Genomic DNA, 13,642 nt, shown 5'->3' with positions numbered 1-13,642 from the left:
ATCCTCACAGGACGACGTACATCATCCAGAGGAACCCCGTTCCGATCGCGACCGTGACGAGGAGCACGAGCATTCCTATCTTTAAGAACTCCACGAACGAGATGGTGAAACCGTTCCGTGCGGCTATCCCGAGGACGACGACGTTCGCCGACGCCCCGATGACCGTGCCGTTCCCGCCGAGACAGGCACCGAGCGAGAGCGCCCACCAGAGCGGGTAGACATCCATCGACCCGCTCATACCCTGGATGAGGGGGATCAGGGTGGCGGTGAGGGGGATATTGTCCACGATGGCTGAAGCAAACGCCGCGAACCAGGCGATGATCAGGATGGCTTCGCCTTCTGAATGGACGTTCGCGACCACGAACTCCGCGACGCTCGCGATGACCCCGGTCTCGACGAGAGCGCCGACGACGACGAAGAGCCCGCCGAAGAAGAAGAGGGCCGGCCACTCGATCTTCTCAAAGATCTCCTCGGGCGCCTGCCTGCTCCAGAAGAGGAGGATGGACGCGCCGATCAGGGCGACGAGGGCGGGTTCGAGACCGAGCAGGTCGTGGGTGAAGAACATCCCGATGACGAGGGCGATGACGATGACCGACTTCTTGAAGAGCGGCCAGTCGCGGATCGCCTCCCGCTCCTTCAGGTCTGCAAACGTCCTCTCGATCCCCTCCCGCTCGTCGGGCGAGACGTGGAGTTCCTTTCTGTAGATCAGGGCGAGCATCCCCAGGACGACGACGAGGTTGACGGTCATCATCGGCGCCATGTTGACGATGAACTCGTTGAACGTCAGGCCGGCGGCCGAACCGATCATGATGTTCGGGGGGTCGCCGATGAGCGTCGCCGCCCCGCCGATGTTGGAGGCGAAGATCTCGGCGATGAGGAAGGGAATAGGGTTGACCTTCATGACGCTCGCGACGTAGAGGAGCATCGGGGTGATCAGGAGAACCGTCGTGACGTTGTCGAGGAAGGCGCTCGTGAGGCCGGTCACGAGCGAGAAGAGCAACAATACCCGCATCGGGCTCCCTCTTGCAAGTTTCGCCGTCTTGATGGCGATATACTCGAAAAGACCGCTGCCCCGGGCGGTGTTGACGATGATCATCATCCCGATCAGGAGGAAGATGGTGCCGAGGTCGATGTACTCCGGGATCATCTCCCAGGGGACGATGTGGAGGAGAACGACGACCGATGCGCCGACCATCGCGACCACCGCGCGGTGAATCCGCTCGTCGATGATGAGCGCGTAGGTGATGATGAAGACCAGGACGGCGATCAGTTCCGGACCGACGATCATGCACCGTCACCCCGGCGGCAGAGGGGGGTGCGGATAACGGGATATGCCCCAGGAGACAGAATGACGAACATAGAACTCCCTGAAGAGGATGAATTGTAGAACTCAGGTGCGCATGCACTTCCTATAATCATGCCGATTCATGGCGCCGAAAAGACGGAGCCGGGGTGAAGAACCGTGTACCGGCGGTTCAATCCGCCGCGGTCTTCTCCAGCCTCAACCGGATGATCTTGTATGCCTCCCCTGCAATCAGTATCGGCAGGCCGAGCAGGACGAGCAGCCCCCAGTCAGCGAGGGCCAGTGGTGCCGTCCCGAGGAAGATCTGCAGGATGGGGACGTAGACCACCAGCACCTGGAGGGCGAGGGTCCCGAGGATCGCGAGGATCAGAGCGGGATTCGTGAAGAACCCGATCTGGTGGAGGGGGAACCGGAACGACCGGAAGTTCAGCACGTTGTAGAGTTCGAAGATGACGAGGCCGGTGAACACCATCGTCCGCGCCCGGTCGAGATCGACCTCATAGAGGCCGGAGAAGACATAGATGGTCAGGAGACCGAGCCAGACCCCGAGGATGAGGACGACGGCGTAGGCGTTCCGCGTAAGGATGGACTCGTCCGGGTCCCGCGGCCGCTTCTGCATGACGTCCCGCTCGGCGGGTTCGAGGCCGAGCGCAATGGCGGTGAGGCCGTCGGTGACCAGGTTGATCCAGAGGATCTGGATGGGGATGAGGATCAGCGGCAGACCGAGGAGGAGCGCGCCGACGATCGCGACGAGTTCCCCGGCGTTCGAGGAGAGGAGGTAGCGGGTGAACCGGGCGATGTTGTCGTACTCCCGCCTCCCCTCCGCGACGCCGGCGACGATGCTTGCGAAGTTGTCGTCCACGAGCACCATGTCGCTTGACTCCTTTGCGACATCCGTCCCCTTGATCCCCATGGCGATCCCGATGCTCGCCTTCTTCAACGCCGGAGCATCGTTGACGCCGTCGCCGGTCATCGCAATGATCGCTCTCTCCCGCGAGAGTACATCGATCACACGGAGTTTGTGCTCCGCCGTGACCCGGGAGAGGACTTTTGTCTTCTTTAGACGGACTTCGAGTTCATCGTCGCTCATCGCTTCGAGATCCGCCCCGGTAATTGCCCCCTCGCTCGACAGGCCGAGGTTTTGAGCGATGGCGTAGGCGGTCAACGGGTTGTCGCCCGTGATCATGATGACGTCGATCCCGGCGCTCTTACAGAGCCGTATCGCCTCCGCTGCCTCGGGGCGCGGCGGATCGACGATCCCGGCAAACCCGAGGAAGACAAGGTCCTCCTCAACCGCATCTTCGGTCCACTCGATACCGTCCGGGAGCGGGCGGCATGCCGCCCCGAGCACCCGGAGCCCGCTGGAGGCATACCCGTCGATCTCCGCGAGGAGGGCAGCGCGAAGGTCCTCCGTGAGCGCCACCTCCGTTCCCTCAAGAAGCACCCGGGACGAACGGGAGAGGAGAACCTCCGGCGCCCCCTTTACATGGGCGACGTACCCTCCTTCTTCGGGGTAGATGATCGTCATCCGTTTCCGGGTGGAGTTGAACGAGAACTCCTCTGCCGCCTCCGGGGCGTCGTCGCGAGAGAGGCCGGCCTTCTCCGCCGCGACCACGAGCGCCCCCTCGGTCGGGGTGCCGAAGACCCGCCACCCCCCCTCCTCGAGGGCGAGGGTCGCGTGGTTGCAGAGGAGGACGGTGCGGAGGAACTGCCGGAGCCCCGGGTTCCCGAGCGGGTCGATCGGTTTCTCCCCTGCGAGGAACTCCCCTTCCGGGGCATACCCGGTCCCGGTCACCGCGACCTCGGCATCAGGCGTCCTGACCCGGACGACTGCCATCTCGTTCCGGGTGAGGGTCCCGGTCTTGTCGGTGCAGACCACCGAGACCGCACCGAGGGTCTCCGATGCCGGAAGGTTGCGGATCAGGCAGTTCTTCCGCATCATGGTCTTGATGCCGAGGGCGAGCGTGAGCGTCACGACCGCCGGGAGCCCCTCGGGGATCACCGCCACCGCGAGCGAGACGCCGATGAGGAACATCTCCAGGAACTCCCGCTGCTGCAGGAGGCCGACGGCGACCGCAATCACCGCGATGGCGATCGCGATCACCCCGAGGTCGCGGCCGAGGCGGTCCATCTGCCGGGCAAGGGGCGTCTGTTCGTCCTTGACCCGCTGGGAGAGGCCGGCTATCCTGCCGAACTCGGTCTCCATCCCGGTGGCGACGACCACACCCCGTCCGTGTCCGTTGACGACCGTCGTGCCCGAGAACGCCATGTTGGTCCGTTCGGCAAGGTCGGTCTCGGGGGGGAGCACCCCCGGATCCTTCTCCACGGGCGACGACTCGCCCGTCAGCGGCGCCTCGTCCACCTCGAGCGAGGTCGCATCGAGGATGACGAGGTCGGCGGGCACCCGCTCCCCCATATCGAGGAGGACGATATCCCCCGGCACGATCCCCGACGCGTCGATCTTCTCCTGCCTCCCGTCGCGGACGACCACGGCGTGCTGTACGAGCATCTTCTTGAGCGCCTCGATCGCCTCGCCGGCCTGCCACTCCTGCGAGAACCCGAGGAGCGCGTTCAAAAAGACGATGATCAGGATGGCGGCGGCGTCGAGGCGTGCGCCGACAAGGAACGAGACCGTCGCCGCGATGATCAGGATGATGATGAGAACGCTCTTGAACTGCCGTAGAAAGACCTGAAGGCGGGTCTCCCGGGCCTCTTCACGGAGGACGTTCTCCCCGTAGCGCTGCAGCCGCTCCTTGACTTCTTCTGTGGAGAGCCCGGACGGGCCGGTGCCGAGTTTCTGCCGGATATCCTCCGTGGAGAGGGTGTACCAGTCGGGAGGAGAGGTCCTTTCGGTGAGCGGAGCCTTTTCCTGGTTCCGGGTCGGCACGGCCATATAAATTCAGTTCAGCGCGGGGCTATAAAAATTATCGCGAACGCTCCATCGAAAGGGCGAAGGCCGCCGCCCGGGGCGGGACGGGCGGATGGGGCCCGACCTGCCGTCTCTTCCGGTAATATTATATCGTTCAAACCCCCTGACCGGGGACGGGCCTCCGGGCCCGGGGAGGAATGACGATGAGCAGAATAGCAGTACTGATCACGGATATGTTTGAGGATGTCGAGTACACAAAGCCCGCGGAGTCCTTCCGGGGCGCCGGCCACGATCTCGTCCACGTCGGCCTCACTGCGGGAGAGACCGTGCACGGAAAGGCGGACCGAACACCGGTCACCATCGACCGGGCCGCATCGGACGTCTCGGTGGACGACTTTGACGCGCTCTTCATCCCGGGTGGCTACTCACCCGACAAACTCCGGGCCCACGATGCGCCCGTCGAGTTCGTGCGCCGCTTCGTCGAGAGCGGCAAACCGGTTCTCTCGATATGCCACGCGCCCCAACTCTTGATCAACGCGCAGGTGCTCACGGGCCGCAAGATCACCGGCTGGAAGTCCGTCGCACAGGATATCAGGAACGCCGGCGCGGAGTACGTCGACCGGGAGGTGGTCGTCGACGGCAATATCGTCTCGAGCCGGCAGCCGGGTGACATCCCCGCGTTCATCGAGGCGTCGCTCGCAAAACTTGAGGAGGCTTCGGGCCGGGAGACCCGGGCGGCGGCCGCAGGGCAGCGGTGAGGGCGGAGCCGCCCCGCACAAACTCTTTATGGGTGCGGCCCGCACCCCCTCTTCAGGATGAGTCCAGCAGGTCCGTCGAAGAGCGCAGAGGCATGGGGCAGGCCTGCGATCATCGTCCTCGCCACGGCCCTCGTCGTTCTCCTGGATCTCGCCTTCGGCACGGTCGCGTACAACCCCCTCTTCTACCTGGTGCTCATCATCGCCGCGTTCTGGTACCGGAGGTGTGCGGTCATCGTCGGGATCCTGCTCGCCCTGGCTCACGTCGCCGTCGGGAGCATCCTCTACGGCACCCCGGACGCCGCCATCCTCGTGAATGCGGCCGCCTTCGTCGTTGCCGCATACCTCCTCGGCTACCTCTTCGAGATAGCGGGCAGGCGTGCCGGCGGTCTTCACTTCCATATCGGCGACGGTGGCGGGGCCGCGTGCGACAGGGACACGAGACGGCTGATCGCCCGGCTATCGAGCCGCGACCCCGAGACCCGCTACCAGGCGGCCGGGTGCCTCGGCGACGCGGGCAACCCCGCGGCGGTCGAACCGCTCGCCGCCCTCCTTGACGACCCGGAGGTCGGCGTCCGCTGGAAGGCAACGGAGTCGCTCGGAAGGATGGGGCCTCCCGCCGTCGGGCCGCTCACGGCGAGCCTCAAGAGCGAGAACGTTGACGTCCGCTGGATGGCCGCGGTCGCTCTCAGCGATATCGGCGATCCTGCGGCGATCCCGGCGCTGATGGGTGCGCTTGACGACCCCGACGCCTACGTCCGGAGCAGGGCGGCTCTCGCGCTCGGCGCTATCGGGGAGCCCGCCCGGGAGGAGGTCGTCGCCGGTCTCTCCGGCGGGAACGAGCACGTCAGGCGGGGAGCGGCGGTTGCGCTCGGGATCATCGGGGGGGAGAGGGCCGTCGAGGCGCTCATCGAGGCGCTCCGCGACCCGGACGGGGAGGTGCGGCAGCGGGCCTGCACTGCGCTCGGGGATATCGGTGATGCCGCTGTTCCGCCCCTGATCGAGGCGCTCGGGACGGAGAATGAACTCCTCCGGCGCTCTGCGGCCGCTTCTCTCGGTCTCATCGGGAAGCCCGCCGTCCCCGCGCTCGCCATGGCGCTCCGGCCCGGCGGCGACCCGCGCGCGAGTGTGGGGGCCGCCCATGCCCTTGGGGAGATCGGCGGTCGAATATCGGCCGATATCCTGATCCGGGCGCTCGAAGACGAGCGGGAGGAGGTGCGCGAGGCTGCCCGGGAGGCGCTCGGCAGCATCAGGAAGACATAACAACAGCAAAGATGCACCTGAACGCTATGACTGATAAGACCCGGATCGAGGAACTGATCGCCGATCTCCGGGACGGCCCTCTTGCGGCGCGCCGGGCAGCGACCGCCGGGCTCGGTGAGAGCGGAGAGGCGGCCGTAGAGCCGCTCATTGCTGCGATGCAGGCTGAAGGCAACGACGTCCGGTGGTATGCCGCCCGCGCGCTGGTGCAGATCGGTGAGCCGGCGATCGCCCCCCTCCTCGCGGCGATGCGTGCGGTCTGCGACTGCGACTTCCGGCGATACGGCGCGGCGGCTCTTGCGGAGATCGGCGCCGCCGCTGTCGAACCCCTTGTCGGCATCATCGAGAACGCCGAAACCGACCTCCAACCGTACGCCGCGATGGCCCTCACGAGGATCGGTGAGCCGGCGGTCGGGCGGCTCCTCCGCCTGCTGGAGAGTCCTGATGCGAAGACACAGGAGCGCGCCGTCCTCCTCCTCTGGAAGATGGGGGAGACGGGCGGCGTCCCGCTCACCGAGGCGCTGGAAACAAGAGGCCGATCCGCGCACAATAAATGATCGGGACGCCTTCAGATCGTTAAGGTCTGAATGGCATCTCGCAGGGCAAAAGACGATCTCCGTGAACCCGGGAACATCCTGGTAGCCGGTGCTTTCGGCACGGCAATCCTTGCCGCCCTTCTCGTGGAGCCGCCCGGCACCAACCTCATCCTCTGGGCGCTGCTCTTCGTCCCCGCCGCGGCGGTCGGCTACTTCTACCGCGAAAAGGGGATCGTTGCCGCCACCGTGCTCGGACTCGCCTATCTCGGCGTCACGGCAGGGCGCGCCTACCCCCCGAGCCCGAGCATATTCCTCCCCTTCGTCGCCATGGTCGCTCTTGCGTCGCTCGCCTCGACCGTCGGCTACTCGACCCGGGAGCAGATCCACTACCGGGAGGCCATGGAGCGGGCTCCCGGTGGTGCGTTTCTTCTCAGCCGGGAGGACGGGACGATAGCGGACGCGAACCACGACTTCGCGGAACTCCTCGGCTATGTGAGGCGAGACCTCGCGAACCTGCCGGTATCGAAGATCTGGCCCTACGCCGACGACCGCGAGCGGTTCTTCTCGCAGACACAACCGGGCGCCGGCAACGTGGTCGTCGAGACGCAGTTCCTCGGCCGGGACGGCAGAACACGCTGGTTCGTCCTCTGGGGGCGCTCTCTCGAAGAGACCGTCATCACCTGCCGGGTCTCGGAGATCACCCGATACAGGGAGGCGGAAGCGACCCTGAACGCCGAAAATCGCCGCCTCTTCGCGATCCTGGACACCCTCCCCGCGTATGTCACCCTGCAGGGGGAGGATCATACCATCCGGTTCGCCAACCGCGCGTTCCGGGAGACTTTCGGCGATCCTGAGGGCGGGCACTGCTATGAGGTGCAGCGCGGCTCCCGGCGGCCCTGCAACCCCTGCAAGGGGGCGATGGTCTTCACCCTCAGGAGCCCGCAGCAGTGGGAGTGGGACCACATGAACGGGAAGACCTACGAGGTTCACGCCTACCCGTTCACCGATATGGACGGGGCGCCCCTGATGCTGCAGCTCGGGATCGACATCACCCAGCGGGTTCAGGCGGAAGAGGCGCTCAAAGGGTTCGCCGGGAATCTCCAGACAAAGAACCGGGAGCTGGAGGTGCTCCGGAGCCAGCTCTCTCTCGTCAACGAGGAACTCGACGTGATGGTCCGGGAGCGAACCGCCGACGTGGAGAAACTCCTCGCCCAGAAGGATGAGTTCATATCGCAGCTCGGGCACGACCTCAAGACGCCCTTGACCCCGCTGGTCGCCCTCATGCCGCGGATCATTGAGCGCGAGCATGACCCGGATCTCCGGCGCCTCCTCGAGATCGTCGGCCACAACGTCACCTACATGAAAGAGCTGGTTCAGAAGACCCTGCAGCTCGCCCGGATGAACTCCCTCTACGTCGAGCTCGAGCTCGAACCCCTCGATCTGCAGACGGAACTAGAGAATGCGCTCCGGAACTACACCGTCCTCTTCAAAGCGAAGAGCATCGCCCCGAAGAACAACGTCCCTCCCGGGATCACCGTCAGGGCCGACCGCGTCCTCCTCGGTGAGGTCTTCAACAACCTGATCGCGAACGCCGTCAAGTACATCGAGGGCGAGAAAGGGATGATCACCATCGACGCCGTCCGTGAACAGGATGTCGTGGTCGTCTCGGTCAGGGATACCGGGATCGGCATGAGCCGCGAGCAGCTCGAGAAGGCGTTTGTCGAGTATTACAAGGCCGACGCCTCCCGGCACGACCTCGACTCCCCGGGCCTCGGCCTCACGATCTGTCGGCGGATCGTGGAACGGCATGGGGGGCGGATATGGGCCGAGAGCACCGGGGAGGGGAGGGGTTCGGTCATCATCTTCACCCTTGAGGCTGTAGACGTTTCGTGAAGGATCCGCAGGATTATATACTGTTCCGTGCGAGAGAAGGTACTGAACAACCCGGCGGGGTCCGGAGAGGGAGCAGATGACGGAAGAATCGTTTGGGCGGATTATGGTCGTCGACGACGACGTCTTCATCCTCGCGGTGATGGAGGAACTCCTTGAACCGGAGGGGATTGAGGTCGTCGCCGCGGAGAGCGGCGATGAGTGCATCGCAGAGCTCGCGAGCGGGTTCCGGGGCGTCATCCTGATGGATATCATGATGCCGCGAAAGGACGGATGGGAGACGATCCAGGAGATGATCGATCGCGATCTCATGGAGGGGAACGTCGTCGCGATGCTCACCGCAAAGGACGTCCCGGACGCGGAACTGGAGCACCTCAAGGAGCACGTCATCGATTACATCACGAAACCGTTCGAGGCGGACGAGATCGTGGCCCTCGTGAAGGGGTACCTCAATTACCTGCCGTAAGGGGGGAGAAGGTATGGAGCATTCCTCATCTCTGCCCCGCGACGGACGGACGATCGTCGTCATTGGTTCGTCGACCGGGGGAGCGCGAACCCTGGAGATCGTCTTTTCCCAGTTCCCGCTTGTCGATGCCGCCGTCATCCTCGTCCAGCACATGCCGCATTCCATGAACAGCGCGCTTTGCCGGCATATCGAAGAGATTTCGTTCATGGAGGCCGGGATCGCAGAGGACGGCGAAGAGATCGAGCACGGCAGGATCTACGTGGCCCCGAGCGACCTTCACCTGAAACTGATCAAAAACCGGACGATCAGCCTCTTTGACGACGCGAAGGTGCAGTATGTCAGGCCCTCGATCGACGTCGCCATGACGTCGCTTGAGCGGCGCGAGAGCGACCGGTTCGCCGGGGTGATCCTCTCGGGGATGGGGAGCGACGGCGCCGAAGGAATCCGCCACATCAAGTCCATCGGGGGAACCACCTATGCGCAGGCCCTCCGGACGTGCGCCATCCACTACATGCCCCGCGCCGCGTTCGCGACCGGGCGGGTGGACGAGATGCTCCCGCCGGAAGGGATCCGCGAGAATCTCATCCGGTTCGCCGGGATCCTCTGATGGTCGGGGTCGGCAAATGCGAACGACTCCTCTAAATGCGTGAAGAGTCCATACTTCATGTATGGAGGTCTCGCCTGCTGTCGCCCGGTACTTTGAGGAGATCGAGGCCGGGCTTCTGGCCGCGATGCAGATCGCCGCCGCCGCACGCGCCCGGGGGCTCGATCCGAGAACGGAGATCGAGATCCCGGTGGCAAGCGACCTCGCCGACCGTGTCGAGGCGCTCCTCGGCTACAAAGGGATCGCGGCCCGGATACGGGAACTTGAGCAGAATATGTCCCGCGAGGAGGCGGCGCTCAAGATAGGCGACGATTTCGTGGCACGGAAGTTCGGCGAGACGACGCCGGAGGAGGTCCTCGACCACGCCATCCGTGCAGCGATGGCGCTCCTGACGGAGGGGGTGGTGGCCGCCCCGACGGAGGGGATCGGGAAGGTCAGTCTCGGGAAGAACGACGACGGGACGGACTACCTGAAGATCTACTACGCAGGGCCGATCCGGAGCGCGGGCGGGACGGCGCAGGCTCTCTCGGTGCTGGTGGGCGACTACGTCCGCCAGGCGCTCGGGATCAACCGCTACATCCCCCGCCCGGAGGAGGTGGAACGCTACATCGAGGAGATCCGGCAGTACAACAACATCATGAGTCTCCAGTACCTCCCGAGCGAGAAGGAACTCCGGATGATCATCGAGAACTGCCCCGTCTGCATCGACGGCGAGCCGACGGAGCAGCAGGAGGTGAGCGGCTACCGGAACCTGGAGCGGGTGGAGACGAACACCGTCCGGGGCGGGATGGCGCTGGTCGTCGCGGAGGGGATGGCCCTCAAGGCCCCGAAAGTCCTTAAAAACGTCCGCAAGATGAAGATGCAGGGCTGGGACTGGATCGAGGAGTTGATCAGCGGCGGCCCGAAGAGCGACGACGATGCAAGCGCCGCGATCAAGCCGAAAGACAAGTACATCCGCGACCTGATCGGCGGGAGGCCGGTCTTCTCATACCCGATGCGGAAGGGGGGGTTCCGGCTCCGCCTTGGCCGGGCGAGGAACACCGGTTTTGCGGCCGCCGGCCTGAACCCCGCGACGATGCACATCCTCGGGGATTTCCTCGCGGTCGGGACGCAGATGAAGGTCGAGCGGCCGGGGAAGGCGGCGGGGATCGTGCCGGTGGACTCGATCCAGGGGCCGACGGTCAAACTCCGGAGCGGGGAGGTTCGCCGGGTGGACGACGCGGCGGAGGCCCGGCGGCTTGCCGGGCAGGTGGACGAGATCCTGGACGTCGGCGAGATGCTGGTCAGTTTCGGGGAGTTCATGGAGAACAACCACCCGCTGATGCCCCCGAGTTACTGCGAGGAGTGGTGGATGCTCGAGGGCGGTCCCCGCCACCCGGAGAACGAGCTCGAGGCGATCGAGTTCGCGCTCGACGGGGTCCCGCTCCACCCCGATTATACCTACATGTGGGACGACATCCCCCCGGCCGATATCGCCCGCCTTGCGGACGCGGTCGGCACCGCCGGGACAATCGAGGACGGGGTGCTGATGCTCCCGAACGCCGCGGAGACGAAGGCGATCCTCGAGGAACTCCTGGTTCCCCACCGCCTTCTCGGGGACCGGATCGCGATCAGTGAGCACCTGGTGCTCCTTGCCTGCCTCGGGCTGACGCTGCAGCTTGAGAAGCGGCCGGCGTGGGAGGATGCCCCGATGGAAGACCCGCTCGATCTCGTGATGCACCTCTCGGGCTTTACGGTGCGCTCGCGGGCGGGAACCCGTATCGGCGGGAGGATGGGCCGGCCGGGAAAGTCGAAACAGCGCGAGATGAAACCGCCGCCCCATTCCCTCTTTCCGATAGGCGACGAGGGCGGCGCCCGCCGGTCGTTCCAGGCGGCCTGCGCCTCGAAACCCCGGTCGAACACCGACGGCGGGGTGATCGAGGCGGAGGTCGGGGAGCGGCAGTGCCCTGCCTGCGGCGCCTTCTCTTACAAGAACCTCTGCGAGTGCGGGGCGCACACGAACCCGGTCTTCCGGTGCCCGAAGTGCACCAAAGACGTCGGGCAGGACGTCTGCCCCCGGTGCAACGTGGGGACGGTCTGCCTCCAGAAGGTCACGATCAACGTGAAAAGCGAGTACCTGGCGGCGCTGGATAACCTCGGGGTGCGCGAGTCCTCGGTCGCGCTCTTAAAGGGCGTGAAGGGCCTGATATCCCGCGAACGGCCGGTGGAGCCGATCGAGAAGGGGATTCTCCGGGCGCTGCAGAACATTTATGTCTTCAAGGACGGCACCGTCCGCTACGATATGATCGACCTTCCCCTGACTCATTTCCGGCCGGACGAGGTCGGCGTCCCCGTCGAGCGGCTCCGCGAACTCGGCTACACCCACGATACCTACGGCCGGGAACTCGCCGGCGCCGACCAGGTGCTCGAACTCCGCCACCAGGACATCCTGGTCTCGGAGGACTGCGGCGAGTGGCTCGTCCGGGTGGCGAAGTTCGTCGACGACCTCCTGGTGCGGGTCTACGGGCTGGAACCCTTCTACCGGGCCGAGAAACCGCTCGACCTCGTGGGGCAGCTCCTGATGGGGCTTGCCCCACACACGAGCGCCGGGGTTCTCGTCCGGCTGATCGGGTTCTCGAAGGCGCCGGTCGGCTACGCTCACCCGTTCTTCCACGCGGCGAAACGGCGGAACTGTTTTGCAGGCGATACGGAGATCACCGTCTCCGACGGGCGGGGGTGGACGACCGTCCCCATCCGACAGTTCGTGACGGAGAACTTCGATCTCTCGAAGCCGGGGATCGACCACGTGGGGACGTTCTACTCCGATCCCCGGCAGCCGTTCTACGTCCGGAGCATCGACCCGCAGGGCAAGGTCAGCCTGAAGAAGGTGACGTCCGTCTCCGTCCACCGCGCCCCGGCGCACCTCGTCCGGTTCGTAACACGGCGGGGGAAGGTTCTCACGGTGACTCCCGACCACGCGATGCTCGTCTGGGACACCGATTACCTCCGTAAGATCCGGGCGCTTGAGGTCGCGATCGGCGACCGCGTCCCGGTGGAGGAGGGCGGGTTCGTCGTCAGTGATGAGATCGCGAGCCGCGAGACGGTGCAGGCGCTCGACGACCGGGTCTACTGCCTGACGGTCGCCGAGAACCATACGCTCGTCGCGAACGGGATCTTCTGCGGGCAGTGCGACGGCGACGAGGACTGCGTGATGCTCCTCCTCGATGGTCTGATCAACTTCTCCCGCGCTTACCTCCCCGAGACCCGGGGCGGGACGATGGACGCCCCGCTCGTCCTGACCAGCCGGATCGATCCGGCGGAGGTCGACAAGGAGAGCCACAACGTCGATGTCTGCGACCACTACCCGATCGAGGTCTACAACGGCTGTCTTGCCTACGCCCACCCGAAGGATCTCGACAAATACGTCGACCGGGTGGAGCGGCGGCTCGGGACCCCGGCGCAGGTCGAGGGGTTCTCCTTCACCCACCCGACCTCGAACATCTCGGCGGGGCCGCTCGAGTCGACCTACACGAAACTCGGGTCGATGCTCGACAAACTCGATGCGGAGCTCGACCTCGCGAAGAGGATCCGGGCGGTGGACGAAGACGACGTCGCGGAGCGGGTCCTCAACACCCACTTCATCCGCGACCTCCAGGGGAACCTGAACGCGTTCTCGAAGCAGAAGGTCCGGTGCACGAAGTGCAACGCGAAGTACCGGCGGATGCCGCTTGCGGGGAAGTGCACCCGCTGCGGCAGCAACGTCATTCCGACCGTCCACGAGGGCTCGGTGAAGAAGTACCTGGAGATGTCGCGCAACATCTGTGCGACCTACGCGATAACGGAGTACACGAAGCAGCGGGTCGAGGTGCTCTTCATGCAGATCGAGTCGACCTTCGGCGAGCCCCCGGAGAAGCAGCTCGGGCTCGCGGATTTTATGTAGAGGAGCCGCCCGGCGCCGGAGGCCGTCCGGGATCGGGTCT

The 13,642-nt window shown here is 65.3% G+C and carries 9 protein-coding genes; 7 read left to right on the top strand and 2 right to left on the bottom strand.

The window, feature by feature from the left end; translation table 11 throughout:
- Positions 1 to 4 precede the first annotated feature (4 nt).
- Both FKB36_RS05830 and FKB36_RS05825 read right to left on the bottom strand, forming a co-directional pair.
- Complete coding sequence (locus tag FKB36_RS05830) at positions 5 to 1,288, bottom strand: ArsB/NhaD family transporter (protein ID WP_261597096.1); 1,284 nt, start codon at positions 1,286 to 1,288, stop codon at positions 5 to 7.
- 187 nt (positions 1,289 to 1,475) lie between these two features.
- Positions 1,476 to 4,196 carry a cation-translocating P-type ATPase gene (locus FKB36_RS05825; protein ID WP_261597094.1) on the bottom strand — a complete coding sequence of 907 codons (2,721 nt, stop codon included), beginning with the start codon at positions 4,194 to 4,196 and terminating at the stop codon, positions 1,476 to 1,478.
- Positions 4,197 to 4,375: 179 nt separating this feature from the next.
- Here FKB36_RS05825 and FKB36_RS05820 point away from each other — a divergent pair, with 179 nt between their 5' ends.
- The 7 genes from FKB36_RS05820 (at position 4,376) to FKB36_RS05790 (ending at position 13,602) form a co-directional block, all read left to right on the top strand.
- Positions 4,376 to 4,930 (top strand): type 1 glutamine amidotransferase domain-containing protein, encoded by a 555-nt coding sequence (locus FKB36_RS05820; protein ID WP_261597093.1) that lies wholly within the window; start codon positions 4,376 to 4,378, stop codon positions 4,928 to 4,930.
- 57 nt (positions 4,931 to 4,987) lie between these two features.
- Positions 4,988 to 6,190: a HEAT repeat domain-containing protein gene (locus FKB36_RS05815; RefSeq protein WP_261597092.1), complete on the top strand. Its 1,203-nt coding sequence runs from the start codon at positions 4,988 to 4,990 to the stop codon at positions 6,188 to 6,190.
- Positions 6,191 to 6,216: 26 nt separating this feature from the next.
- The gene (locus tag FKB36_RS05810; protein WP_261597091.1) at positions 6,217 to 6,744 is read left to right on the top strand and encodes a HEAT repeat domain-containing protein; all 528 of its coding nucleotides are present in this window, start codon (positions 6,217 to 6,219) and stop codon (positions 6,742 to 6,744) included.
- A gap of 30 nt (positions 6,745 to 6,774) precedes the next feature.
- Positions 6,775 to 8,616 carry a sensor histidine kinase gene (locus FKB36_RS05805; RefSeq protein ID WP_261597090.1) on the top strand — a complete coding sequence of 614 codons (1,842 nt, stop codon included), beginning with the start codon at positions 6,775 to 6,777 and terminating at the stop codon, positions 8,614 to 8,616.
- A gap of 76 nt (positions 8,617 to 8,692) precedes the next feature.
- A complete protein-coding gene (locus FKB36_RS05800; RefSeq protein WP_261597089.1) occupies positions 8,693 to 9,079 on the top strand; it encodes a response regulator in 387 nt (128 codons plus the stop codon).
- A 13-nt stretch (positions 9,080 to 9,092) separates the two neighbouring features.
- Positions 9,093 to 9,686 carry a CheB methylesterase domain-containing protein gene (locus FKB36_RS05795; RefSeq protein WP_261597088.1) on the top strand — a complete coding sequence of 198 codons (594 nt, stop codon included), beginning with the start codon at positions 9,093 to 9,095 and terminating at the stop codon, positions 9,684 to 9,686.
- 61 nt (positions 9,687 to 9,747) lie between these two features.
- Positions 9,748 to 13,602 carry a DNA-directed DNA polymerase II large subunit gene (locus FKB36_RS05790; RefSeq protein WP_261597087.1) on the top strand — a complete coding sequence of 1,285 codons (3,855 nt, stop codon included), beginning with the start codon at positions 9,748 to 9,750 and terminating at the stop codon, positions 13,600 to 13,602.
- Positions 13,603 to 13,642 lie beyond the last annotated feature (40 nt).

This window comes from Methanoculleus formosensis, from assembly GCF_025384765.1.
Lineage (GTDB): Archaea > Halobacteriota > Methanomicrobia > Methanomicrobiales > Methanoculleaceae > Methanoculleus > Methanoculleus formosensis.
The sequence above is the reverse complement of the archived record's forward strand: the minus strand, read 5'-3'. Positions and strand labels throughout refer to the sequence as shown.

Excerpts from the sequence above, each read along its gene's own strand:
- FKB36_RS05830 (WP_261597096.1), bottom strand. The coding sequence starts at position 1,288 with ATGATCGTCGGTCCGGAACTGATCGCCGTCCTGGTCTTCATCATCACC.
- FKB36_RS05805 (WP_261597090.1), top strand. The coding sequence starts at position 6,775 with ATGGCATCTCGCAGGGCAAAAGACGATCTCCGTGAACCCGGGAACATC.
- FKB36_RS05820 (WP_261597093.1), top strand. The coding sequence starts at position 4,376 with ATGAGCAGAATAGCAGTACTGATCACGGATATGTTTGAGGATGTCGAG.
- FKB36_RS05795 (WP_261597088.1), top strand. The coding sequence starts at position 9,093 with ATGGAGCATTCCTCATCTCTGCCCCGCGACGGACGGACGATCGTCGTC.
- FKB36_RS05790 (WP_261597087.1), top strand. The coding sequence starts at position 9,748 with ATGGAGGTCTCGCCTGCTGTCGCCCGGTACTTTGAGGAGATCGAGGCC.
- FKB36_RS05825 (WP_261597094.1), bottom strand. The coding sequence starts at position 4,196 with ATGGCCGTGCCGACCCGGAACCAGGAAAAGGCTCCGCTCACCGAAAGG.
- FKB36_RS05800 (WP_261597089.1), top strand. The coding sequence starts at position 8,693 with ATGACGGAAGAATCGTTTGGGCGGATTATGGTCGTCGACGACGACGTC.
- FKB36_RS05815 (WP_261597092.1), top strand. The coding sequence starts at position 4,988 with ATGAGTCCAGCAGGTCCGTCGAAGAGCGCAGAGGCATGGGGCAGGCCT.
- FKB36_RS05810 (WP_261597091.1), top strand. The coding sequence starts at position 6,217 with ATGACTGATAAGACCCGGATCGAGGAACTGATCGCCGATCTCCGGGAC.